The sequence below is a fragment of the Brevibacillus sp. HB1.1 genome (assembly GCF_013332445.1).
GTDB lineage: Bacteria > Bacillota > Bacilli > Brevibacillales > Brevibacillaceae > Brevibacillus > Brevibacillus porteri.
Genome location: NZ_JABMIV010000011.1, coordinates 123667 through 148495 on the forward strand (window position 1 = coordinate 123667; position 24829 = coordinate 148495).

Annotated in this window: 24 protein-coding genes; 14 read left to right on the forward strand and 10 right to left on the reverse strand. The window is 45.9% G+C overall.

Going from position 1 to position 24829, the window contains the following annotated elements:
- Positions 1-152: 152 nt before the first annotated feature.
- The gene (hisC, locus tag HPY27_RS24120) at positions 153-1268 is read right to left on the reverse strand and encodes a histidinol-phosphate transaminase (RefSeq protein WP_173623887.1); all 1116 of its coding nucleotides are present in this window, start codon (positions 1266-1268) and stop codon (positions 153-155) included.
- A gap of 229 nt (positions 1269-1497) precedes the next feature.
- On the opposite strand from hisC, the gene HPY27_RS24125 reads away from it, so the two are divergent.
- Entirely contained in the window at positions 1498-2955 is a 1458-nt protein-coding gene (locus HPY27_RS24125) for an aminotransferase class I/II-fold pyridoxal phosphate-dependent enzyme (RefSeq protein WP_026043335.1), read from the forward strand.
- A gap of 30 nt (positions 2956-2985) precedes the next feature.
- Entirely contained in the window at positions 2986-3903 is a 918-nt protein-coding gene (locus HPY27_RS24130) for a pseudouridine-5'-phosphate glycosidase (RefSeq protein ID WP_173623886.1), read from the forward strand.
- Positions 3904-3944: 41 nt separating this feature from the next.
- On the opposite strand, the gene HPY27_RS24135 is transcribed toward HPY27_RS24130, so the two are convergent.
- From HPY27_RS24135 to HPY27_RS24145, 3 genes are read right to left on the reverse strand one after another with little or no spacing between them, the layout of a single operon-like run.
- Complete coding sequence (locus HPY27_RS24135; protein ID WP_017251728.1) at positions 3945-5030, reverse strand: GerAB/ArcD/ProY family transporter; 1086 nt, start codon at positions 5028-5030, stop codon at positions 3945-3947.
- Positions 5031-5042: 12 nt separating this feature from the next.
- Positions 5043-6167, reverse strand: a complete 1125-nt coding sequence (locus tag HPY27_RS24140; RefSeq protein ID WP_174226158.1) for a Ger(x)C family spore germination protein — start codon at positions 6165-6167, stop codon at positions 5043-5045.
- Positions 6168-6169: 2 nt separating this feature from the next.
- The gene (locus tag HPY27_RS24145; protein ID WP_174226159.1) at positions 6170-7693 is read right to left on the reverse strand and encodes a spore germination protein; all 1524 of its coding nucleotides are present in this window, start codon (positions 7691-7693) and stop codon (positions 6170-6172) included.
- Between the two features lie 260 nt (positions 7694-7953).
- Between HPY27_RS24145 and cyoA the strand changes: the two genes are divergently transcribed.
- The 8 genes from cyoA (at position 7954) to HPY27_RS24185 (ending at position 14669) form a co-directional block, all read left to right on the forward strand.
- Positions 7954-8859, forward strand: coding sequence for a ubiquinol oxidase subunit II (cyoA, locus tag HPY27_RS24150; RefSeq protein WP_017251731.1), 906 nt, complete (start codon positions 7954-7956; stop codon positions 8857-8859).
- 36 nt (positions 8860-8895) lie between these two features.
- A complete protein-coding gene (locus tag HPY27_RS24155; RefSeq protein ID WP_017251732.1) occupies positions 8896-10869 on the forward strand; it encodes a cbb3-type cytochrome c oxidase subunit I in 1974 nt (657 codons plus the stop codon).
- On the forward strand, positions 10869-11465 hold the full coding sequence (cyoC, locus tag HPY27_RS24160; RefSeq protein WP_017251733.1) for a cytochrome o ubiquinol oxidase subunit III: 597 nt from the start codon (positions 10869-10871) through the stop codon (positions 11463-11465). The genes HPY27_RS24155 and cyoC overlap by 1 nt, the downstream gene beginning before the upstream one ends.
- Positions 11466-11798 (forward strand): cytochrome o ubiquinol oxidase subunit IV, encoded by a 333-nt coding sequence (gene cyoD, locus HPY27_RS24165; RefSeq protein WP_017251734.1) that lies wholly within the window; start codon positions 11466-11468, stop codon positions 11796-11798.
- A 28-nt stretch (positions 11799-11826) separates the two neighbouring features.
- Complete coding sequence (gene cyoE, locus HPY27_RS24170; RefSeq protein ID WP_174226160.1) at positions 11827-12693, forward strand: heme o synthase; 867 nt, start codon at positions 11827-11829, stop codon at positions 12691-12693.
- A 36-nt stretch (positions 12694-12729) separates the two neighbouring features.
- Positions 12730-13056 carry a c-type cytochrome gene (locus tag HPY27_RS24175; RefSeq protein WP_017251736.1) on the forward strand — a complete coding sequence of 109 codons (327 nt, stop codon included), beginning with the start codon at positions 12730-12732 and terminating at the stop codon, positions 13054-13056.
- 15 nt (positions 13057-13071) lie between these two features.
- Entirely contained in the window at positions 13072-13644 is a 573-nt protein-coding gene (locus HPY27_RS24180) for an SCO family protein (protein WP_173623883.1), read from the forward strand.
- A gap of 68 nt (positions 13645-13712) precedes the next feature.
- The gene (locus HPY27_RS24185; RefSeq protein ID WP_174226161.1) at positions 13713-14669 is read left to right on the forward strand and encodes a carbon-nitrogen hydrolase family protein; all 957 of its coding nucleotides are present in this window, start codon (positions 13713-13715) and stop codon (positions 14667-14669) included.
- Between the two features lie 493 nt (positions 14670-15162).
- On the opposite strand, the gene pdxR is transcribed toward HPY27_RS24185, so the two are convergent.
- The gene (pdxR, locus tag HPY27_RS24190; protein ID WP_174226162.1) at positions 15163-16626 is read right to left on the reverse strand and encodes a MocR-like pyridoxine biosynthesis transcription factor PdxR; all 1464 of its coding nucleotides are present in this window, start codon (positions 16624-16626) and stop codon (positions 15163-15165) included.
- Between the two features lie 270 nt (positions 16627-16896).
- Between pdxR and HPY27_RS24195 the strand changes: the two genes are divergently transcribed.
- A complete protein-coding gene (locus HPY27_RS24195) occupies positions 16897-17403 on the forward strand; it encodes a DUF2165 family protein (RefSeq protein ID WP_174226163.1) in 507 nt (168 codons plus the stop codon).
- A 67-nt stretch (positions 17404-17470) separates the two neighbouring features.
- Here HPY27_RS24195 and HPY27_RS24200 read toward each other — a convergent pair whose 3' ends face one another.
- On the reverse strand, positions 17471-18328 hold the full coding sequence (locus HPY27_RS24200; RefSeq protein WP_174226164.1) for an SDR family NAD(P)-dependent oxidoreductase: 858 nt from the start codon (positions 18326-18328) through the stop codon (positions 17471-17473).
- A 161-nt stretch (positions 18329-18489) separates the two neighbouring features.
- Here HPY27_RS24200 and HPY27_RS24205 point away from each other — a divergent pair, with 161 nt between their 5' ends.
- Positions 18490-19272, forward strand: coding sequence for a tetratricopeptide repeat protein (locus HPY27_RS24205; RefSeq protein ID WP_174226165.1), 783 nt, complete (start codon positions 18490-18492; stop codon positions 19270-19272).
- Between the two features lie 53 nt (positions 19273-19325).
- On the opposite strand, the gene HPY27_RS24210 is transcribed toward HPY27_RS24205, so the two are convergent.
- Positions 19326-19970 carry a hypothetical protein gene (locus tag HPY27_RS24210; protein WP_017251743.1) on the reverse strand — a complete coding sequence of 215 codons (645 nt, stop codon included), beginning with the start codon at positions 19968-19970 and terminating at the stop codon, positions 19326-19328.
- Positions 19971-20170: 200 nt separating this feature from the next.
- The gene (locus tag HPY27_RS24215) at positions 20171-21487 is read right to left on the reverse strand and encodes an MBL fold metallo-hydrolase (protein ID WP_173623880.1); all 1317 of its coding nucleotides are present in this window, start codon (positions 21485-21487) and stop codon (positions 20171-20173) included.
- Positions 21488-21663: 176 nt separating this feature from the next.
- Here HPY27_RS24215 and HPY27_RS24220 point away from each other — a divergent pair, with 176 nt between their 5' ends.
- The gene (locus tag HPY27_RS24220) at positions 21664-22860 is read left to right on the forward strand and encodes a hypothetical protein (RefSeq protein ID WP_174226166.1); all 1197 of its coding nucleotides are present in this window, start codon (positions 21664-21666) and stop codon (positions 22858-22860) included.
- 98 nt (positions 22861-22958) lie between these two features.
- Here HPY27_RS24220 and HPY27_RS24225 read toward each other — a convergent pair whose 3' ends face one another.
- Positions 22959-23387, reverse strand: coding sequence for a hypothetical protein (locus HPY27_RS24225; RefSeq protein ID WP_017251745.1), 429 nt, complete (start codon positions 23385-23387; stop codon positions 22959-22961).
- A gap of 192 nt (positions 23388-23579) precedes the next feature.
- Positions 23580-24242: an NAD(P)H-dependent oxidoreductase gene (locus HPY27_RS24230; RefSeq protein ID WP_174226167.1), complete on the reverse strand. Its 663-nt coding sequence runs from the start codon at positions 24240-24242 to the stop codon at positions 23580-23582.
- Positions 24243-24399: 157 nt separating this feature from the next.
- Between HPY27_RS24230 and HPY27_RS24235 the strand changes: the two genes are divergently transcribed.
- Positions 24400-24762: a winged helix-turn-helix transcriptional regulator gene (locus HPY27_RS24235; protein ID WP_174226168.1), complete on the forward strand. Its 363-nt coding sequence runs from the start codon at positions 24400-24402 to the stop codon at positions 24760-24762.
- The last annotated feature ends 67 nt before the right edge of the window (positions 24763-24829 follow it).

The window sequence follows — 24829 nt, forward strand, 5'->3', positions numbered from 1 at the left end:
TTATGAAATTTCAGTCATCCCTTCTGATGGAAATGACTGGGGAATTTTCATTCAGTATAGTATTGGTGACGGGTAAACACAAGGAGAATCCAGCTTCATAAACACTTTGCAAAACCAAAAACACCGGACATTTTCTATCCGGTGTTTTTGCTTTATTTTCCTACGATAAGCAATAGCTCACGGAGGTTTTGTATGAGAATTTGATTTTCTTCCAGCGTACCTACACTGATTCGAATATGCTCCGGTAACCCCCAAGTATCTCCGTAACGCAAAATGATTCCTCTTTCCAGCAGCTCTTGATAAATCCTACCCGCATTTGGCCCCCATTTTACCAAGATAAAATTAGACATACTCACGGTATAGGGGATATTCATTTCATCGAATGCATCATACAGCTGCTTGCGGCCTTTGGTGTTTTCCGTAAGGGATTTTTCAAAATGCTCCACGTCCCCAAGGGCGGTAATTGCGGCTGTTTGTGCCAAAGAATTGACGTTAAACGGCTCTTTTACTTTCAGGATTTTTTGGATCACGGATGGGTGAGCGACACCAAATCCGACGCGAATACCGGCAAGCGCGTAAATTTTCGAGAAGGTTTGCAAGACGAGAACAGGATATCCTTGGCGGACAAATTCAATACCCGATGTGTAATCGTCAGCCGTTGCATAGTGACTGTAAGCAGCGTCGAGTACGACAAGCACCCCATCTGGCAATTGGTCTAGCAATGCCGTCAAGTCCTGACGAGACAAATAGGTGCCTGTCGGGTTGTTAGGGGAACAAAGGTAGATCAGCTTTGTTCGAGCCGTAATGGCTGCCAAAATAGCGGAAACATTGAAGGCATAATCGGCCTCAAGTGGAACCGTTTTGATGACAGCCCCCATGAGATGTGCGCCGAATTCATATTCACTAAAGGTCGGCGAAGGCACGACGATTTCGTCCTCGTGCTCCAAATAGGTTTCGGACATGAGCTTGATCAGTTCGTCACCGCCATTTGTGACGATTAAATGCTCCGGACTTAACTCAAGATGATCAGCCAAGTGCTCTTTCAGCGTCGTTGTATGGGCATCCGGGTAACGATGCAGCTCTGGGAGCGCACCGAGAATGGCGCGGATGATTTTAGGGGATGGGCCGAGTGGATTTTCATTTGAGGCTAATTTAATGATAGAAGAGAGTCCGTACATTTTTTTAATCTCCCAAATCGGCATTCCAGGTTGATAGGATTGTATCTTTTCTAATGCTTTTCGCGATTGTGTCGTGGGCAGTTGTTTCATCTATATGGCCTCCAAAACTTCATGGTAGCAACACTGTAAGTGAAATCTCCAACAGTGTAACCAGCCAATTCGCGAAAGATGAAACAGACCAATTACGAGGATGGACACAAATTGGATGGTTCATAAAAGTCAAGATTGGATCATGAAGGAAGGAGCCGCTTATTTTATAATCAGCCCAGAAACATCACTCATTCAAACAACACGGAAGGATAGTGAGGTGGGAAAAATGTTGATTCAAGGGCAAACGCCGCTCTTTAACGGGCTGAGAAAGCATGCCCAGAAGAATCCAATCCAATTCCATATACCAGGTCATAAGAAAGGAAAAGGGATGGATCCTGAATTTCGATGGTTCATGGGAAAAAATGCACTTTCCATCGATTTGATTAACATTGAACCATTAGACGATTTGCATCAACCAAAAGGAATTATCAAGCAAGCGCAGGAATTGGCTGCTGAAGCCTTTGGCGCTGATCACACCATATTTTCTGTTCAAGGCACGAGCGGAGTCATTATGACCATGATAATGGCGGTATGTAATCCCGGTGATAAGATCATCGTGCCACGGAATGTACACAAATCAATCATGAGCGGAATTGTTTTATCCGGTGCGACTCCTATCTTTTTACATCCAGAAATAGACCCTGTCTTCGGGATCTCGCATGGAATCACACCGCAAGCTGTGGAAAAAGCATTGGAACAGCATCCTGATGCAAAGGCAGTTCTAGTCATCAATCCAACCTATTTCGGAATTGCCGGTGACTTGAAGAGTATCGTTCAAATTGCGCATGCCAGAGGAGTGCCCGTACTCGTAGATGAAGCACATGGCTCACATGTTCACTTCCATCCCAAGCTTCCACTATCAGCGATGCAAGCTGGTGCAGATATGGCAGCAAGCAGTATGCATAAATTAGGAGGCTCTCTGACGCAGAGTTCGTTGTTGAACATTCAGGGAAATCTTGTTTCGATTCAGCGTGTACAAGCTATCTATAGCATGCTCACTACGACTTCGACCTCCTATTTACTGCTCGCTTCGCTCGATGTGGCGAGAAAGCGGTTGGTGACATCCGGGAAAGCGCTATTGGATCAAACGATTCAGCTGGCAAACGAAGCACGAGCACAAATCAATAAAATTAATTATTTGTACTGCATCGGAAGAGAAATTATCGGGACAAATGGAGCGTTTGCTCATGATCCGACCAAGCTGGTCATCTCGGTAAAAGACCTCGGCATTACGGGGTATGAAGCTGAAAAATGGCTTCGTGATCGCTATAACATTGAAGTAGAGCTATCTGACCTGTACAACATCGTTTGTATTATCACACCAAGTGATACGAAAGAAGATTTGCAAATCCTTGTCTATGCCTTGGAGGAGCTGGCTGCTGGGGCCGGGGATCAAGGAAACAGAAAAAGCCGCCCGAAAATGCAGCTTCCCAAAATACCGGTACTGGCTGTCACCCCGCGCGATGCATTTTACGCACCGACGGAGATGATTCCCGTCGAACAATCCGTGGGAAGAATCATCGCGGAGTTTGTCATGGTATATCCACCTGGTATTCCGATTTTTATCCCGGGTGAGATCATTTCGGAAGAGAATCTCATCTATACGAAGAAAAACTTAGAGGCAGGTTTACCTGTACAAGGCTTTGAAGACCCCACGCTACAAACGATACGCGTCATCAAGGAATAACCAAACAACCAGGCATTGGAGGAGAATTCTATGAAACAATATCTCAGCTTTTCGGAAGAGGTCAGACATGCACTTGATCATCAATTACCGATTGTTGCACTAGAAACGACGATTATCTCCCATGGAATGCCTTATCCGCAAAATGTAGAAATGGCGAATGACGTAGAGCAAATCATTCGCAATCATGGTGCTGTTCCGGCAACGATTGGTTTTATGGACGGGCAAATTAAGATTGGTTTGAGTGCGAGTGAGCTGGAAGAGTTCGCGACAAATAAAAATGTGGCCAAGGTTAGCCGCCGAGACATCCCGTATATTTTAGCCTCGAAAAAAATAGGAGCGGCAACCGTATCGGGGACGATGATCGGTGCTGAGTTGGCAGGCATTCGCATGTTTGCAACAGGTGGAATTGGCGGTGTTCACCGTGACGGGGAAGTGACGTGGGATGTGTCTGCTGATTTGACGGAGCTGGCAGAGACAAATGTGGCAGTCGTATGTGCGGGTTGCAAATCCATTTTGGATATCGGAAGAACACTGGAGTACTTGGAAACGCTCGGAGTGCCCGTTGTTGGCTATCAAACAACCGAATTCCCGGCTTTTTACTCCCGCCAAAGTGGATTCGATGTGTCTGTAAGCATGGATACGCCAGAAGAGGCAGCTGCGATGCTAGATGCTAAATGGAAACTCGGCTTGAAGGGCGGAGCGGTGATTGCCAATCCAATCCTCGAAGCGGATGCAATCCCTTACGATGAAATCGAAGCGATTATTCTCCAAGCGATGCATGATGCGAAAAGCCAAGGAATCACTGGTAAGCAAGTAACGCCATTCATGTTAGCGAATGTAAAAGAACGAACAGGCGGAAAAAGCCTAGAGGCGAACATTGCTCTGGTGAAAAATAATGCAAAGCTCGCTGCACAAATTGCCGTTGCGTTAAACCGTAGCGTATCATAGGAGGAAAGGCCGCCTTGGGGTGGCCTTTTTCTTTTGCTTACTTAAGGGTTCTCTACCGCCTTTCCTCCTTTGATCCGGAAGAGAATCAGCAAAAAAATCGGCAGCAGCAGGAGTACGTATCCATACTTAAAATAGACGTGATTAGTCTGCAAGAGTTGTTGATGATTGGAAAAGACGAGTAAAGACAGCAAAAGCGTAACCAAACAGACGGGCAAGCTCAGCTTTTTGTAAGTGGTGGAAAGGAGAAAGGCAAGACATTCACAGATGGCATATAAAAATACAGCTACCCGGATGAAACAGCCTGCTGTCATCGTATATAAACCATAAATGTCTCCCCGGCTTATAAAACCCATCTTTATTTGTCTGACTGTATTTTGTACCGGCCAGTCCAATTTTTCCGAGAGAGGCAGCCCAAATACAGCAATGGCACCCATTAGCATCGAGGCGCCCAAAAAGACGTTAAATAACACAAGAAAGGAGAAACCATTGAAATCATGACGCACTCCGACCCATTTTGTCTGAAGCAGGAGGACTAAGATCAGTTCCCCCCACAAGGCAATATAGAAAAGCGAGCCCTCCAGAGCAGGTCCCCAACCATTGTCGAGGATCGGCAAAATGCGGGCATAATCTTTTTCTTGCATGAGTGTCAGTCCAACTATCGGTCCCGTTATCATCGTCATCAAAAAAAAGATCACGGCAATTCTAGCGATGGATTCGATGTTTCTTTGCAGACTGAACCAAATGAGAAGGATGAAGCTCGTGCCGATTGCCCAGAGAGGCGTCTCTGGCAAAAAGGTTATTTTGACGAATTCCTCCAGACCACGCATCGTCGTAGCAGAAGCATACAGAAAATAGGCGAGTAAGATTACACACAAAATGACAGCTGGTGCTCTACCGGCTTTTTCTTCTGTTCCCGTCAGCAACGAGGTGTTTTGAAGTTTACTTCGCAGTATGCTCAACAGCAGGACGAATAGAATGCCACAAGGAATGCTGATCAAAGCAGATATCCAGCCGTCTTTGCCAGCGGTATGAATCAGTGGTTCGATTAGGAAGACGTGTCCCATGATGGGGAGACTTAATGCATGGATTGAGACCCACTGAAATCTTGAAATCGTGCGGACGTCCAACCATCCCACTCCTTATTTTTCGCCAAGTTGCTCTGCCAGAAGTCCATTTAAGAGGAGCTTGCTCTGAACATTCACTTTTACGTCTAGCTCTGAAAAGTGAGCGGGCCATTGTTCTTCCCAGGTTTTCCACACTTGTGGATACGCGCGATGCACATATTCATGAAAGCCAAAAATATCGGCCTTGTTTTTCTTCGCTACTGCTACAGCTTCATGGATTTCATCTCGAATGACATGATTGACTTTTGTCTGCAACGATTTATACGTCTCTGTGTCCATTGGAATGGGATGATTAAGACTTCCAATATATCCGTGTGGATGGACAGTCACCTGGATATGTAACTGATTATTTTCGAGAACGGGACGGATTTTTGTTTTGGAGCCTATAATCTCGATCGATGCGTATTGTCCCTGCTTTTTGAGTGGAACGATGACAATCGTGCTTTTTATTTTCCCCGTTGTCCACAGTAATCCGCGCGCCTGTGTCTCATTGATCGAAGCGATAGCTTTTCCGCCTTTGATAATGACAGCTCCAGCTTCACGGCTTTCTTTCTTTGATTGGATGGGATGACTGATCGGCAGATAGCCTACTTTCTCTTTACTCGCCATCATGCGCATAAGGTCGAGTGAACGTACGGGTGGATATTTGCCAATGGCTCGACTGGCTATCATTTTCTCGTTGATTTGCAGAGGCTGGATGTCGTTCGTATTTCCTTTTGTGTGCAGGAGAGCTTCTGCTTTCCCTTCGACATAAATGACCCAGTGACGCCCGGATAATTCCTGATCGCGAAAAAATAAATCAAGGGGACCAATGATATCCTTTTTGGCTGCGTCCGTGCCAATCGCTACGTATTGCATTTGATGATAACTAAGCTTGTACCCCGAGTACTCGATCATATTTCGGGCTGCGTCAAACATGGTATAGCCTGTCGATTGGATAATCGCGCTTTTTTCCGCCGAGCCTCCATCCGTTTTTCCACTGCTTGGCTTCATGACGTTCACAGTAAGGACATAACGGCCTTCCTCGTTCAAGTCGATTCCAATTGCCGTGACAAATCTTGTCTCAGTGAGCTCGATGTTATTCCAGCAACCCCCTAAAATGACAGTCAGCAAGCCTATCACAGCGGTTAGCGTCTTCATGATCAATCATTCTCCCTTTGCTTCTTCAGTGGGAAAGGGGTAGCACCAGAGCTTAGTTTGATGAACCAAAGAGGAAAGCGAATAAAGAAGTCCTTCCAATCTTGCAGTTTCAAAGGAGCTAAAGGAGCAAGATAAGGTATCCCAAACGAACGCAGATCGCACAAATAGATAGCAACCAGATAAAAGACGAGAAAATTGCCGTACAGTCCAAGCGCCGAGGCGGCAAAAATCGAGACAAATCGCAGAATGACTACCACGTCAGAAATGGCAGGGAAAATAAACGAAGTGATGGCTGACGCGGCAATGATAATAACGGTCGGCGCCCCAACTAATCCCGCACTAACGGCCGCCTCACCAATGACTAAAGCTCCTACGATGCTGACAGCTTGTCCGATGGGGCGAGGCATGCGGACCCCCGCCTCACGCAGCCATTCATACACGATCGCCATAAGAAGCAGCTCGATGGGCAAAGGGAACGGAACCCCTTCTCTGGCATTGATAAAGCTGAACAACAACGTGGGGGGGACTAAGTCCTTGTGGAAATTTTCGAAAGATATATAGAGAGACGGGAGAAATGCTGAGACAAAAAAAGCTGCATAGCGAAGCAAGCGCAATAAGCTGGCATAGAAAGGGCGGGAATAGTAATCCTCCGGGTTTTGAAAAAACTCTTGAAACGTAGCTGGTACCATGAGGGCAACTGGACTGCCGTCCACCAAAATGGCGACACGCCCCTCTAAAATTTTGGCTACCAGGATGTCCGGTTTCTCACTGTTGAAGATGGTTGGGAAAATGGAAAAAGGCTCGTCTTCGATCCATTGCTCAATATAGCCGGAGTCCAAGATGGCATCCATTTTTATGGCGGATATACGCTTTTTCACCTCGTCGACCAATTCTTCCTTCACAACTCCTCGGACGTAGGCGAGACATACCCTAGTATCCGATTGTGTACCGATCCAATAGGTTTCAATTTGGAGATTGGGATTGTGATATCTTTTGCGAATCAGTGAGAGATTTGTGTCAATCGTTTCAATAAAGCCTTCGCGTGGACCGCGAATGACTGCTTCTTTGGCAGGCTCTTCCACGCTTCTTTGTCCAAGCGATTTGGCTCCGATAATAATGCATTGTTTTTGGTTATGAATAAAAAGCACGATATATCCGCGGGCAAGCTGTTCGAGCACTTTATCAAGTGTGCTTTCCTTCCACGCCATCGAGACATGCAGAACAGCATTCATAATATGATCAATCATGTCCTCGTGGAGATCGCCAATGGTATTCATCAGCGGTCTAATGACATCCCGATCCATTACGTCTTGATTCGACATACCTTTCAGGAACAGCAAAGATGCTTGTTGTGATGGATTTGTCCCAAGCCAAATGGTTCGGACGGCTAGATCACTCGTGAAACCAAAATGACTCCGAACAGTGGTCACATTTGCTTGAAGATCCTCCTGGAGGGGAGTTTCTTGTGGTTCCTGGTTCTGTTTGAATTGATGGATGGATAGCTTTCTCCGAAACTTTTTGATCACGTCGCTTCACCTAATCAGTAATGAGATGGAAGTGATCTTAGGGTACCCATCGATTTCCAATTCCATTCGACTAGAGAAGGACCTTCTTTTCGTGAGAAGGTTTTTTTGTGTCTAAAAATTGTCCAAAATGTAGCGGATTATTGAACATGGCTGGTTGATCCACTTTGTCATTGGCTGGTGACACTCCATTGGTCCGGCTTTAGAGTAAGACTTGTTTCAATAGTACCCCGTGCATGGTGATAGGAGATGAGGACAAGGACATGAAGACGTCCAAGACAGTACGCTGTATGTCATTTTTGTTCATGTTCATCCTGCTGTTCTTGACGACCGGTTGCGCTGATAACTATATCGTGCTCGATCCGAAAGGACCCATTGGTGAACAGCAAAAGGACTTAATGATTTTATCCACGCTTTTAACGTTAATTGTGATTGTTCCTGTACTAATTCTTACTTTTGTCATTGTATGGCGATACCGTGACAGAGAAGGAAGAAAGGCGAAGTACACGCCGAATTGGGAACACAGTACGAAACTGGAAATCATTTGGTGGGGCATTCCCATCATCATTATTGCGTTAATTGGGATCGTGACAGTTCAGTACACGTATTCTTTGGAGCCATCGAAACCGTTGGAATCCGAGAAGAAACCGATCACGATTCAAGTGACGAATTTGGATTGGAAGTGGCTGTTCCAATATCCTGAACAAGGCATTGCCACTGTGAACTATGTACAATTCCCAGAGGATACGCCAGTACGCTTTGAAGTGACATCTGACGCCCCGATGAATTCATTCTGGATTCCACAGCTTGGCGGTCAGATTTATGCCATGTCCGGCATGTCTATGACTCTCTACCTGCAAGCAGATGAGCAGGGTGAGTACATGGGATCTGGTGCGAACTTTACCGGAAAAGAATTTGCGAAGATGTTCTTTACAGCGAATGCGACTTCCCAAGAAGACTTTGATCAATGGGTGAATCAGGTGAAAAATACTTCCCCTGGGCTGACGTTGGATGGCTACAAAGAGCTGACCAAACAAGGAACTTCGGACGTACGCTATTTCTCCGCTTTCCCTGAAGGATTGTACGAGATGACTGTGACCAAGTATGCTGCTTCACACAATCACGGCTTATCTACGAGAGTGCAACCGCCAGCGCGGGTGAAAGAATAGTCGGTTGAAATTGAAAGAGGGAGGAGAGAGACAACGATGTGGGAGAGTGTGAAAGAATTCGCCTCTGAATTTTTCGTAACAGGCGATCCACTTATTTACGGTGCGGACGTCAGCATTGTGCTTAGTATCATCGCAATCGTATCGGTGCTGACTTACTTTAAAAAATGGGGATGGCTCTGGCGCGAATGGCTGACAACTGTCGATCACAAGAAGATCGGTATCATGTACATTCTCGCTTCCGTTCTCATGCTGTTTCGAGGAGGGGTAGATGCTCTCCTGATGCGGGCTCAGCTCGCTATGCCTGATATGCAGTTTTTGAGTGGGGATCACTATAACCAGATTTTTACGACGCATGGCGTCATTATGATTCTGTTTATGGCGATGCCGCTTATGTTTGGCTTGTTCAATGTCATCGTGCCGCTGCAACTCGGTGCACGTGACGTAGCCTTTCCGTTTTTGAATGCGCTCAGCTTCTGGCTGTTTTTCTCAGGGGCGATGCTGTTTAACTTGTCCTTCGTCATTGGGGGTTCCCCGGATGCAGGATGGCTGGCTTATCCGCCGTATTCGGAGTTAGCCTTTAACCCGGGACCAGGTCAGGATTTCTACATTTGGGGAATTCAGATCTCGGGTATAGGTAGTTTGATGACCGGGATTAACTTTATTGTGACGATTTTGAAAGTGCGTGCTCCTGGTATGACGTTGATGAAAATGCCGATGTTTTCCTGGTCAGTTTTGTCGAGTTGTATCGCAATCGTTTTCGCATTCCCAATCTTGACTGTTACATTGGCACTGCTGTTTATCGACCGCTATTTGGGTGGGCACTTCTTTACCTTGGATGGCGGCGGTAACCCGATGATGTACATCAACTTGATTTGGATGTGGGGTCACCCGGAAGTTTACATTATCGTTCTGCCAGCGTTCGGGATTTTCTCCGAGATCGTGGCGACGTTCTCTCGGAAAAAACTGTTTGGTTACAAATCCATGGTGTTTGCCATGATCATCATTAGCGTTCTGTCGTTCCTCGTATGGGCGCACCATTTCTTCACAATGGGTTCCGGTGCGGACGTCAATGCGTTCTTCGCGGTCACGACGATGTTGATTGCGATTCCGACGGGTGTGAAAGTGTTTAACTGGTTGTTTACGATGTTCCGAGGAAAAATTACGTTTGAAACGCCGATGCTGTGGATGGTCGGTATTATCCCGAACTTCGTCATCGGTGGGATGACGGGTGTACTTCTGTCCGTGGCACCTGCTGACTTCCAGTATCACAATAGCTACTTCCTCGTTGCCCACTTCCACCAGGTAATTATTGCGGGTGTCGTGTTTGGATTCTTCGCGGGCTTGTATTACTGGTGGCCGAAGATTTTCGGCTTCAAGCTGAATGAGCGTATTGGCCGTTGGGCTTTCTGGCTGTGGAACATCGGGTTCTATCTGTGCTTCATGCCGCAATACGCGCTGGGCTTGATGGGAATGACGCGTCGTCTTTATTCGTACGGATGGGACAAAGGTTGGTTCGAAATGAACCTGGTATCGACGATCGGTGCCGTAATCATGGGAGCTGCCTTCCTTGTCCAAATTTGGGACATTGCACACAGCCTCAAGCACATGAAGAGAGATACAACAGGAGATCCATGGAATGCTCGCACATTGGAGTGGTCGATTCCTTCTCCAGCTCCGTTCTATAACTTTGCCGTAATGCCACAGGTAACGTCTCAAGATGATTGGCATGAAAGAAAGCTGCGCATCGAGCAAGGCTTGGAAAAGCCGGCGAAAGTAGAGCTGGAACCGATTCATATGCCGAAAAACTCCGGTATTCCAATCGTGATGTCCATGTTCTGGTTCTTTGTCGGATTCGGTTTGATTTTTGACTGGTTATGGATGGCTGTACCAGGGTTTATCGGGGTACTTGCGTGTATGGTTGTTCACTCGTTTAACTACGACACGGACTATTACGTTACGGTGGAAGAGATTAAACGTACAGAGGCTGAAGCAGGGAGGGTGATTACGTAATGGCTAATGTGAATGCTGGACATCATGATCATCATCCAGACCAAGAGGAATTGCGCACGTTTGCCTTTTGGATCTACCTCATGACGGATGTTATCTTATTCGCTACCTTGTTTGCGACGTATATCGTACTGCAAGGAAATACGGATGGTGGACCAGGTCCAAAAGATTTGTTTCAAATGAATGGTATTTACGCGAGTACGTTTATTTTGTTGACCAGTAGCTTTACGAGCGGTCTTGCCATTCTCGCGATGAATAAAGGCAATCGTCTTGCGTTGATGAACTGGCTGGGAGTTACCGTATTTTTGGGAGCATCCTTCTTGTTCCTGGAAATCAACGAGTTCATGCACCTCGTAAGCGAAGGGGCAACGATTAGCACGAGTGCATTCCTGACTGCTTTTTACACGCTGGTAGGAACGCATGGCTTGCACGTGGCGCTCGGAATAGGGTGGATGATCATCGTCATCATGCAAATCGCGAAGCGCGGCATTACACCCGTAACGAAACGAAAAGTAAACATTATCAGCTTGTTCTGGCATTTCCTTGATATTGTTTGGATTTTCGTCTTCACCATCGTGTATGTGATGGGGGTGAATTAATTGAGCAAGCAATCTGTGCATGGCACGACAGAACAACACGGCGGTCATGGTTCCCTGAAATCGTATGTGATCGGTTTCGTCTTGTCGCTTGTACTCACCATCATTCCCATTCTAGCTCTAGAGAACGGTTGGTTGGATAGCGATAAGCGAATCATCATCTATTTAGTGGCGGCTCTGTTCCAGTTTATTGTCCAGTTATTCTTCTTCATGCATCTGAAAGAAGAGGATAAACCACGTTACAACTTGATGTCGCTCTTACTCGGGTTGTTTATCGTATTCCTCATCGTGATCGGTTCGATTTGGATCATGATGTACAACATGGTCGCCCTATAATGACTAACATTTTGTCGGGGGGATGGAGATGCTAGCAGATTGGATACAGCTGACCAAGCCCCGCATTCTTCAACTCAATCTGGTAGCGGCATTCGGCGGGTATTGGGTAGCGAGTAAGTGGGAGCCGGATTGGATGCTTTTGTTATGGCTGATGATTGGAACCACACTCACAATGGCTTCGTCCTGCGTGTTAAATAACATTTGGGACTGGCAGCTTGACCAAAAAATGACTCGTACGAAAGACCGGCCACTTGCTACTGGACGCCTGAAACCTGGGGGCGTACTGCTGTACGCCCTGGTTCTCGGTCTTGTGGGAGAGCTGGTGCTATTTTATAAAGTCAATGCGTTAGTAGGTTGGCTCGGATTATTCGGGATGTTCGTATACGTAGTTGTTTACACGATGTGGCTCAAAAGAACGTCCACTTGGAGCACGTCCATTGGTGGAGTGTCCGGGGCAATGCCGCCTGTGATGGGGTATTGTGCCTATACGAATGAGATTGACGCAGGAGCGTGGCTTTTGTTCGCTTTGCTCTTCTTGTGGCAGCCTGCTCATTTCTGGTCGCTTGCCATTAGACGTGTAGATGAGTATACAGCAGCTGGATTTCCTCTCCTCCCGGTAATGAAGGGGATCAAACGGACCAAGCTGCAAATGATTCCGTACGTGGTTTTGCTATTGCCAACGGTAACGATTATGTATGTGTTGGGTTACGTAGGGATTATCTTTTTCGCTGTTTCCTTCCTATTCGGAATGGTATGGATGGGGCATACGATTATTGGGATTGTGTCGGAGAATACGGAAAAATGGGCGAAGACGAATTTTTTCATCTCGATTCATTATTTGATGATTGTGTTTGTGTGCATGGTAATGGATTCGACAGGCCGTCCCTTTTTGTAAGGGATAGTCATTCCCGTAGGAAGGGTAGGGAGTTCCATGAAAGCTATCAAGTATCTAATGATCAGTTCTCTGTTCTTGCTCGTAACTGCATGTGGCAGTGGTGCAACAGAAGAACAAGCAGAAGTTGCAGATGCAGATAAAAGTGCGATGAAGCTATACAAAAATAATTGCATGAGCTGTCACGGTAACGATTTATCCGGTAGGGTGGGTCCAGGCTTGCAGCAAGTTGGCTCGAAAATGACGGAGGAAAAACTCGTTGAAATAATTACGGTCGGCGCAAATGGCATGCCTGGTTATGAAAATGTACTCAGCGCCGAAGAAATCGGCCAGTTAGCGAAGTGGCTCTCTGAGAAAAAGGAATAGGAGAGGAGCGGTATAATGAAAAAAACAGCTTGGTTGATCATGCTCAGTATCCTGATGATTTTGGTAACTGCGTGTGGTCCAGCAAGATATGATTACAACTATCCGGTTAATGAATTTGCTTATACGGACCAGGAAGGGAAGCCTTTTTCATCGAAAGATCTGGAAAATAAGGTATGGGTTGCTAACTTTGTCTTTACTTATTGTGGAACCGTTTGTCCTACGATGACCGCAAACATGGCTGAATTGCAGAAAAAAGCAAAAGAAGCTGGCGTTGATGTGGAGTTTGTTTCCTTCTCGGTTGATCCAGAAAGAGATACGCCGGAGGCATTGAAGTCATATCTGGGTAAATTCAATGCTGACTTCTCCAATTGGCATGCATTGACTGGCTATGGATTTGATGAGATCAAAACGTTTATTCTCAAGTCATTCAAGACTCCGATAGAAAAGGACCCTAATTCCGATCAAATCGTCCACGACACGTTTTTATACTTGGTCGATCAAAAGGGAATAGTGGTTAACCGTTATGAAGGAATGACGGACGTGCCTTACAATCAAATTATCGAGGATATGAAAGCGTTGCAGGAGTAGGGGAGTCAGTCGGGTACGCCGAATAATAGGAAAGCAAGACAGATGCTCTATTTGGGAGGGGATGTAACATGTCAATTCAGCAACATAACGTACGAGTAGCAGTTGTTCAAGCTGCTTCGGTCATAATGGATCGTGATGGAAGTACGGAAAAGGCGGTTTCACTGACATTGGAAGCAGGCGAAAAAGGAGCGAAAATCGTTGTTTTTCCCGAAGCTTTTATCCCGGCGTATCCGAGAGGCCTTACTTTTGGGACAAAGGTAGGCAGTCGTTCTCCAGAAGGTCGCAAAGACTGGTTTCGTTATTGGGACAATTCGATTGTCGTCCCGAGTGAAGAGACAGACAAGCTCGGGGAGGCAGCACGCAAAGCTGGCGTGTATCTCGTCATTGGTGTGATCGAAAGAGACAATGAAAATAGCGGCGGCACCTTATATTGTTCCGTCTTATTTTTTGGTCCTGATGGTGAGTTGCTCGGCGTGCATCGCAAGCTGAAGCCGACTGCATCCGAACGGTTGATTTGGGGCGAAGGGGACGGAAGTACTTTGCCGGTATTCGATACTCCTTACGGTAAGATCGGGGCCCTGATTTGTTGGGAGAATTATATGCCGCTAGCACGAGCGGCGATGTATGCAAAAGGCGTTCAAATCTATATCGCACCTACAGCTGATGCGAGGGATGCATGGCAAGCTACCATCCGCCATATCGCATTGGAAGGCAGATGCTTCGTCTTATCGAGCAATCAGTACGTAACAAAAGATATGTATCCAACTGATTTGGCCTGCTACGACGATCTTGCCTCTTCGCCAGACGAGATGAGCAGAGGTGGAAGTGCGATTGTGGGGCCCTTGGGTGACTATATCGTCGAGCCTGTTTTTGGTCGGGAGGAGATTCTCTACGCTGATCTGGACATTCGCGATATCGCTTATAGCCAATTCGATTTTGATGTCGTTGGACATTACTCGCGACCGGATGTTTTTACGTTGTTGGTGAATGAAGAGAAAAAAGAGAATGTGAAGTGGATGAAGTAGAGCTTATATAGTATAAAAAGACCTCCATTTGCTTGATACAAGCGGTGGAGGTCTTTTTTGTAGTTGCTGTGGTGGGGGAAGAAGCGCATTTCCAGTCTACGCTTCGGCCTACGCCCCGCAAGGGGGGATTTGACTGTCCGCACCGGAATAAATGGCGGGAGCGCTTCAAACGTAGAAGTTTCGAAGAAGTATTCCATAAGTGAAGCTGAAATTCCCCGCCATTTATTCCGGTGCTGGGATGGGCTCCAGAGGCGCTTGGACTGGAAATGCGCTTCTTCCTGCGTAGCTTTGGCAAATATCCTTTAAGGTTAATCCAAGTAGTAAAAAGAGAATTAAAACTTACTACACTCTAATAGCTTGAAAGAAACAAAAGCTGTACAAAAGTCCTGTCACATGTTTGGAAGGAGACCGCCCGAACGTAGAGAGGATACAGGCGACTGGAAAACATGTGGCAGGGCTTCCCCCGACCACAATCGTTGGCGGACCACCATCTTTATGTCAAAACAGCCTTCAAAGCAGCCGCAAATTTAGTGACACCAAGCGTAATTTCCTCTTCTTTTGGTCGTGCATAGGTAAAGCGAATGTAGCCGGAGTCTGAACCATACACACTGCCTGGCACAAAGACGACGCCTCTGCGAAGGGCTTCTTCAAATAAGTGGTTGTCGTTCACATCCGGGTTAATTTTACACCACAAGTGTAATCCGCCTTGGGGAACGGTGAAAGACAGCTCATTGGGCATCTCTTTTTGCAGTGCCTCCACAAGCAAATCTCTTCTGTACTGTAGATGCATACGTAACCGCTCTAAATGTGGCAGGAAGTTATCGGAATGCAAAAACTGGGCCGCGATTTTTTGTGGCACCACGCTCAGGCCAAAATCCATCTGTTGGCGGGCATCTGCCAAACGTTCGACAACGGAATGAGGTGCTACCATCCAACCGACGCGTAAACCGGATGCAGCAATTTTGGAAAAGGAACCAATGTAGACAACGGAGCCAAGCTGATCCAATGATTTGAGTGGCAGTGGAGGCTTGCCGTCATAGGAAGTCAGACTGAAAGGATCGTCCTCGACAATCGGAAGACCGAGTTCGCTTGCTACATCCAACAGCTGCGTGCGCCGAGTGGGATCAAGACAAACCCCTGTCGGGTTTTGAAAAGTAGGATTGATAAAGATCATCTTGATCCGATGTTTTTTATACAAGGCACGAATATCTTCTGGATCGATACCGTTATTGCTGACAGGAAGGCGGAACAGACGAAGGCCAGCAGATTGAAACATAGGCAACGAGTAAGAATAAGAGGGATCTTCGATGGCAACTGCATCGCCGGGTGCAAGCAGACATTGTGTGATCAAATACAGAGATTGTTGAGAACCCGACGTGATGAGAATGGAAGAGTCGGTTGTCTGCACATTCCGATATCGTGACAAATACGAGACCAGCTCTTCACGCAAAGGCGTAAAGCCTTGTGGATTGTCGTATCCCAAATATTCGGTGAAGGGGTTTTCCTTCATCAGGGTACTGATTTCCGTGCCTGGTGAGAGCTGGGAAGACAATTCTCCACTCGCAAAATCGATGAGGCTGCTGTCTTTTTGCAAGGCCTCTCTGATCCGCCGCAGATAAGACAAATTCGGGAGGAATTGACCACCTTCTACATATCGATGCCAGTTCGGTGTATGCTTCGGAGTTGCCTCCCATTTATTTTTACTCACACGAGTACCGCTTCCTGTTCTGCTCTCGATGATGCCTAATGCCCGAAGCTCCTCGTACGCTAAAATAACAGTGCTTCGGTTTACCCCTAATTGCTCAGCCAATTTTCTCTCAGAAGGGAGCAGGCTCCCAGGGGGGAACTCTCCATATGAAATTCTGCGTTCAATCTCATCGGCTATTTGGTGGTATAGTGTTTGACTGCTCGACCGATCAGGCTTCCAAATGATAATCACAACCTTGCACATATTCATTGTTTGTTATATGGGGGGAATCCATTTCATCATAACATTGTTAAGAAAAATACATGTGACAAAACCGTTCCAAACTGTTGAACATGGATGGGTAAAAAAATGATGAATTGGATGGTTTCATTTCCGAATGAGTATGATTAGGTTTCCATCTGGTGGTGATGAATACTCGTGATGAAAATAGATAGATTTTTCTTGCAAAGAGAAAGGGTGTGTCAATCCAATCGAGAATGAGTAAAGACACAAAGCGAGGGAAAAGAGGCGTGATTAGCATTGAGTAATTTGACATTACGGTATGTAAAGGTTTTAGTTGTAGCACTATCCGCAGCATTTGGGACGTCCATTTTCTTAGGGAATCTCATGGACTACCATTCCAATTATCAATTTGTTCAACATGTTCTGTCCATGGATACCACGTTTGAGGGGAACGCACTTATGTGGCGAGCGATTACTGATCCTACTGCTCACACCATAGCTTATATCGGAATCATCATTGCGGAAGGATTGTTCTCACTTTTTGGTTGGATCGCTACAGGAAATATGCTGCGGAATGTAAAGAAGGATGCAAAAACGTTCAATAACTCTAAAACATTCGCATACATGGCTTACATGGTTGCTTTTTGTATCTGGTTTTTCGGATTTGTAATTGTGGGCGCAGAGTGGTTCGCCATGTGGCAATCACAAGTATGGAATGGTCAGCAGGTAGCGTTTAACATTACAGAGGTGATGATTGGATTCGTGATTTTGGTTTCTTTACGGGATCGAGAATTAACAGAATAGGTAAAATTAGAGCCACGTTCCTTTGAGAGCGTGGCTTTTTGGTTTGAATCGCATTTTTCGTTGGGAGTTAAATATGCGAGGGAATCACGAATGTCGGGTTATGCTGGTTCAAAATATCTTCCATTCGCTGACGCACAGTCTCTTTATACGAGGGATCTGGCAAAATGTAAAAGCGATTGCTCTTGATCGCCAGGAAGGTGTGATCAGCTACTTCTTTCGGAGAAATTCCTTGCTCGACACCTGAACGAATGAACTGGTCGATGGCGGTAGTCATTGGTGAGGGCTCCACGATATCTCCTGGTTTGCTGTACTCGGCTGGACGATTGCGATGGGCGTCACATATTTGCGTCTGAACAAAGCCGGGGCATAAAACGGAAACACCGATTTTGGCTTGGATCATTTTCAATTCGTGGTAGAGGGTTTCCGACAGACTGACTAGCGCATGCTTACTTACACGATAAATGCTATTCCCTGGTCCGGATTCAAGGCCAGCGAGAGAGGCGGTGTTCACGATGTGGCATTCAGTCCCTTGTTTTAACATCATGGGTACGAAAATTTGTGTAGCGTGAATGGCTCCCCACAAGTTCACATTCATGACCCATTGCCAATCAGCGACGGTGCTTTGCCAGATTGTCGAGCCTGCCCCAACCCCTGCATTGTTGAACAATAGATGGACAGCACCGAACGAGTCTAGCGTTTTCTGTGCAAGCTCCTGGATATCTTTTTCTTTGCTAGCGTCCGTTATAACGGCGAGGACAGTTGCTCCTGCTGCCTTTAACTCCTGCTCTACTCGTTGGAGCGCCGCTACTTCTACATCGGCAAGAACAACCTTCATCTGCTCCTCAGCACAGCGCATTGCCAATGCGCGACCAATACCACTGGCGGCTCCAGTAATAACGGCTACTTTGTTTTCAAAATGGTTCATGATAGGCCTCCTTTAAAATAAATGCAAACGTCCGCAATTATTGTTTTGATTATAATAGACAATTAAATGAAATGTCTATTTTTATTTGTGAGCGAGTGCAAGCGTGGATACTGAGAGCATGTGGTGAAAAAAGTAGCATATATTTTGATGAGACTGGAAAGATGGGTGAGATCAATATGAAGCGAATCGGAACGCAGCATTGGAGCATCATAAAGAGCTTGTTACCTCCTACGGCAGAACTAGTAGTCATGCCAAAGCCGCACGATCAACCAGCTGTTATCATCGCTGATCTCGATGGAGATAATCATCAGGAAATAGCCTGTGTTTATCGCAACCAGGGCGAAATGTACGTCATGGTCGCCAAGCAGGATGAGAATCGCTGGCATCCAATCGGCAATTTCAAAGGACAAGGTTATACGGTTTCCGATTTATTGGCTGCTCCCATTGTCGATGCCCAAATGAATAGCTTATTGATTGGGTGGCAAATAGGCGGGGTATGGTCGAATATAGATATTTTGCAGTGGACGGCGAATGGATTTATGCACATGCTCCATCAGGAGACTCGAGCAAGCAGGGTTGAGGTGGAAGACATGCCGGGGGTTAATGGAACGGATGGCAACGCTGAGCTTGCGCTGTGGCTACATGATAGCGGAAAAGCGTTTCAAGTAGAGGTGTATAGGTGGGACGCAGGAAATTTGGTAATCGCAGACGATGTCTATCCCTATTATTTTCAGAAGATGGTTACCTACTATGAGTCTGTCCTAGAAGAGCGCGATTCGGCGAGGTATTGGTACTACCTAGGTGACGCGCAAAGAAAAGCAGGGATGCATGCTCAAGCTTTTCAATCCATCGAGCGAGCATTGCAGTTTCCCAATCCGTATCCTTCTCGGGAGGCTTTGCTTCGTCGGAAGAAAGAGTTGGATGCAGCAAAAAGAAAAAACTAAAAAAGCACCCATGGAAGGGTGCTTTTACTCTATGAGGGGGAATCGTTGTTTCCTTATTGCACTTTATAAGACATCAAAATTTCTTGCGCAAGTGGCTTCCACTCTTCCATTTGTGCTTCGGTGCAATTGAAAGTGGTCATCAGCATTTTGCCATCGAGCTCTGTAAAGAAAATGAGGTTGTAAATTTTCGTATCAGCAGCAGGAGTCAGCATCTCGAACACACCAACGTTTTTCCCGTTGATTTGGATGACTTCATCGCGATACCAGGTCGCATCTTGGTACATGTTGGAGAACGCTTCTTTCATTGGGTCCTTCATGTCTTTGAGAAGGCTGTCCTGAATAGGTGTTTCTGTATGGCTAAACGCAATGTTAATGGAACCTTTTTCATCGGTATAAATCAAGGAAGGACGATTTTCCGTTGGGTATTTTGCTTTTGCCATCTCTTCGGACATGACAGTAAAGCCTTTTGGAATCAAGATTTCCACTTTGTCGTTCAGAACCTTTTTCGCTTCCAGCTTGTCGTTTGTTGCAGCTGGCGCTGGTGTAGCCGAATCTGTTTTTGGAGCATCAGTTGTTTTAGCGGCTTCTGTGGTTTGTGCTGCATTTTGCTCAGCTGGCTTTGTATCAGCTGGCTTGTTCGAACAAGCAGAGACAGCCAAAATGGAGAGCAACAAAGCTACGGATACTAGTTTTTTCATCTGAATAGATCCACCTTTTTATACATAATTGGAAAACTACGGAATTTCCTTTCCGATTCTATCATGGGGTGTATAATACTGGAAATAGGGTAGGTTAATTGTGAATATTCCAACAAAAACTCCCTCTCTTACATAATCAAGGGTACTAGGACTAAATACACCCATTCAAACAAAAATAAAATGGGTGTATTTTCCTATTTTCATATATTGTTTGTCGTAATATAGCGGTTGCGAATCTTCTCTCCCAAATATTGAACCGCAAAACGGACAAATGCCCAGTTCCATCCCATATAAATACCGAAATTGTTCAGTTGTGCAACATGTCCGAGCAAGACAAAGCGCTTAAAACAGGCATTCCGACCTTTCGGCGCTTGTAGTCTGCCATTGATGCGCAGCGTACTCCAACCCCACAAATGGGTGAAGCAATAATGCAGGGCCTCAGATGACAGTTCCACATCACAATTGACTGGATCGCATGGGGATTCGATCAACCCATCTGCTAGGGAAAAGCGAAAGGTCTTTTGATAGTCTGACAAATAAAAGGTAACGGGCCTAACGATAGAGAGAAACAGCGAATGATTATTTTTCCGAATCTGTTGCTTGAAGTCCAAGCCAGCACGCGTGAGCTTGTCCCATTCGATTTTGACAGAAGAAAGAAGAGTAGGAGAGGAAGCCATCTTCTCATAGTCTCGTGCGTAGAGGGCGAGCGCCTTCGCAGGATCATGAGCTTCATGTGGCGTCCACGTATCCCCGGGATACAAAATAATGGGTTCGGCATCCGTTTCTTCTTGCAGGAGGCGGTACACAGTGTCTACTTTATTGATTGCATCATTCATGTAATAGTTTTCCTCGTGACAAAACCAGGCGAAGCTGGCGAAGGGAATCACGTAGAGAGGTTGAAGGACTTCCACCTGTTTTCTCACCCGGGCGAGCTTTTCCATGGCTCGTTTTTTACGGAGTAGGAAGTCTTCCTTGTTCCCCGCCCAGCCTGCATACGAGAATTGCGTCCATAATAGATCGATGTCACCGACATGGTTTAGGATATCCTTGGCTTCTTGTGTGGTGCTGACCTCGCAATCGTTCAGGTTCAAGATCGTCATGTCAGCCGTCTTGATGCATAGCCACGAATCGCCGACAGGAAACGGCCGACACAAGACAGAGACATCGTCGGACAAGGAGTACCATTCGTCCCGGGAGAGCTCAATGACTTGCTGAAAGCCAAAAGCACGGCACCATTCGATTACTTTTTTATCGGCTGACTGCTGGTAGAGGATTGTGATTCGCTTGCGATACTCCTCGGGTATGGTTCGCAGGCTCTGTGGATGAAAATGATCCGGATGCTCATGAGAAAACCATATATGCGTAATCTCGGCAAAATGCTCAGAGGTGAAGTGGGTCTTGGCTAACAAGCCCCAGCCGTTATCAAAGGCAGTTCCCGTAAGCCAAGGATCGGTCAATAATTTGATGGAATCGTGTTCCCATAGAAATGAAGCGTGGTTGACCATTTGAAATTTCATGTGAATTGTTCTCCCTATGTATTCTAGCGATTTGCTAAAAGGGATGATCCTGCCGGGGAGAAAAACGTGACAGAAATTTGAAAAACATATTTATTTAGGGGTTTGTGTCACAAGCTGTGCATGACAAGGATCGTAACAAGTGAACAGCAATCAACGAGTCGAAAGGATGAACGGACATGAAAAAGCAAGCACTTGTTACCGTTAGCATGGCAGTACTCTTTCTCTCAGCGGTATCCCCATTGGGGAGCGCACAAGCGCAAACTAACATGGTAGTCGCTGCGAATACAGCGCAAGCGATCACTTTTGATCAGCTCGTCAAAGAAATGGACAAAAAACAGCCTGTCTCCATGTACATCGAATCCACGCACACATCGAAAGCGAAGCAGGGCACCGAGACCCAAAAGGCAAAAACATGGGATAACACGATCAAAGGAGAATGGAGAGAGGAAATCTCAGACGGGAAAAGGGTTCAGCATGCCGTAGGGAAGGCAGGACAGGTGGCGGCGTATCAGGAAGGCGGCAGAGGATTTGTCCACTCCGCAACCATTGGCACATACGATAATGAAATCAACAAGACGAAGCGAGAGCTACAGCGCTTGAAAGTAGCGTTGCCAGATTCGAAGGTGGCGATCACTGTGAAGGAAGCACAACTGTTGAATCGAGCCGTGTATCACGTGGTCAAAAAAGAAGAGGCGAAAATCGATGGCAAGCTTCACCATTACCAGGATGACCTGTGGATCGATAAAGAAACAGGGCTGCTGCTCAAACGCACCTTCATCCACAATCAAGCGCAAGCGTTTTCGTACACCGTAGACAAGGTGGATTTCCAACCCGTTTTCAATGAGAAAACATTCGAAGTGAGCATTCCAGCGGGTGTGGAGCAGCGCAAGTTTTCCCCTGAGGTGGAAAAGGTAGTAGCCGAGGTGACGAAGCTTTTCCCAGACACTGCAAAGTTTTCCGATTATGATGATTACGGCATCGACGGTAACTGGCAGCTCCTGAAAATGTTTGAAGCGCAAAAACGGGTGTACAGTCCGACCCCTCGAGCAGAAGCTTTCGTTATCATGGATACCCGTACAAACGATTTGAGTAAAGTAATGATCCAAAATCCAGATTGGGTGTCGAAAAAGCTCCCTGCCGAGAAGAGGGCAAAAGAGAAAGCAGCCGCTTTCCTGAAACAGCTGGTGGGCGATCAAGCGAGCCAGTATAAAGAAGAGGCAAAGGTCGAGCAGGGCGGTGGTGGTGCCAATTTTGAAGACTACGATTATGGCTTTGTGACAGCAGATGTGACGTTCCGTCCAGCCGATGGCAAGGGGATCACCATTTCTGTGGATGAAGCCGGTCGTATTGTAGGCTTTCAGTACGGGGAATAAGGTTAAGTATCAACCTGACAGCTGTCGTTTTGTGCGATGGTTGTTTTTATGTTTCATACGAAACAAAGTCGCCATTGCTGGCGACTTTGTTATGTTTATTAGTTTGGCAACACGTAAGTATATACGGAATAGTTGAAGTTGTTATTATCGTAATCGTAAGAGTGTCCTTCAACTTTAAAAGTGTATTCTTTTCCAGCAACTAAATTTACATCGAAATAGTCTTTCGTTAAAGTAGTCTCGTTTGAACCCAATATTAGTTTGAATTCTTGCTTATTAGCTTTGGAGTAGGCGATTTGAAAACGGACTTTTTGATTTACGGTAGGAGTAAACTTGAAGTAATCTTGCTGGTCTCCGTTATGTCTATCCAGTTTACCGTTAATTTGGTTTCCATCAGCTACATGAAAAACATTTGCAGTGTCTCTGGTATTGTTTGGTTCATTATCAGGGTATACGGCAGCAAATGCGGATGCAGATACACTTAATACGAGTGTTAGGGCAAGTAGACCAGTAGTAGCAAACTTTTTCATGTAAATTCCTCCTGAGTATGTAAAATTTGGGACAAGAACAAGATATCAATTATTTGGATAATTGTAAATATATGTTAGTCATGTTCACTAATCTTTCACATTTAGTGATAAGGAAGACTCACTGAAATTTATATAAAACGACAAAAAGCATTCGCAATACGAATGCTTTTTACGTGAAGCTAGTCATTGGTTTTACCCTATAAAACGAATAATCTCTTCCTTCGCTTGTCTCGTTTTCGCACGGGGTTCATTTTTCCGGTAGCCAAATGCCACCATACAAGCGACGCCGAAGCGTTCTCTGTCGAGGAGTCCCTCCGCTGCTAGGATATCCTCGACCTTTTCTTTTGCAAAGCCTTCAATGGGGCAAGAATCAATGCTGATCATGGCAGCAGACGTCATCATATTGCCAAGTGCGATGTAGGTCTGTCTGGATGCCCATTGGAACATGACTCGCTCGTCGTCAAACAAGGCGAAATCATTTTTCAGGAAGTGATCGTAAGCAGCGCCTTTTTGTTGTACGACGTTTTCCGGCAATTCTTGCGTGTCTTTCATCATATGCTGGATATATTCGGAATCAGCGGTCATTTCTTGTTTGGTCCGCGCCAGTACGATGACGAAATGGCTTGCAGTCGGCAGTTGTTTTTGCGCACCCCATGTGACGGGTAACAGCTTTTCTCTAAGAACCGGATCTTGCAGCACGAGGAAGTTCCATGGTTCAAAGCCAAAGGAGCTAGGCGACAGGCGAGCAGTCTCCATAATAAAATCAAAGTCTTCATTCGCAATTTTTTTAGCTGCATCAAACTCCTTGCAGGCATGTCTGAATTGATAAGCTTCTATGATTTGATCTTTACGCATGATGTCATACCTACTTTCGAATAAGTTTATGAAACCGTTGATAGAAAATGGGTGTTTTACAAAACTGAGCATACCGAATACACTAAAGAAAAGTAAGTACGCACTTTTTCGGTTAATACTTACGAAAAGGGAAGTGAGTGGGATGAAGAGGCCATCGATGATGTACCTATTAAATGGCAAGGAATATCCTTGCCCGATCGAGCTTGCCGTCTCGGTTTTTGCGGGAAGATGGAAGATATCGATCATTTGTCAGTTGCTCCGAGGGAAAAAAAGGTACGGTGAGTTAAAGAAAAATATAATCGGTGTGAATCATAAAATGCTGGCAGAACAATTGCGGGAGTTGGAGGAAGCAGGAATCGTCAAGCGTGAAGTGTATCCTGTCGTTCCACCAAAAGTAGAGTACGAACTGACCGAGCTAGGGAAAGGCTTGGGACCTGTCATTGATTATTTGCGAGAGTGGGGAGCTCATTTTCAAACAGATGCTACAGAAGAGTCTCTATCTACTGCTCACGGGTCATGAAAACCGCCACCTGAAAGGGTGGTTTTTTTATTTTGTAACCTCCCTGTGGTTTTTCCGACTATTACAT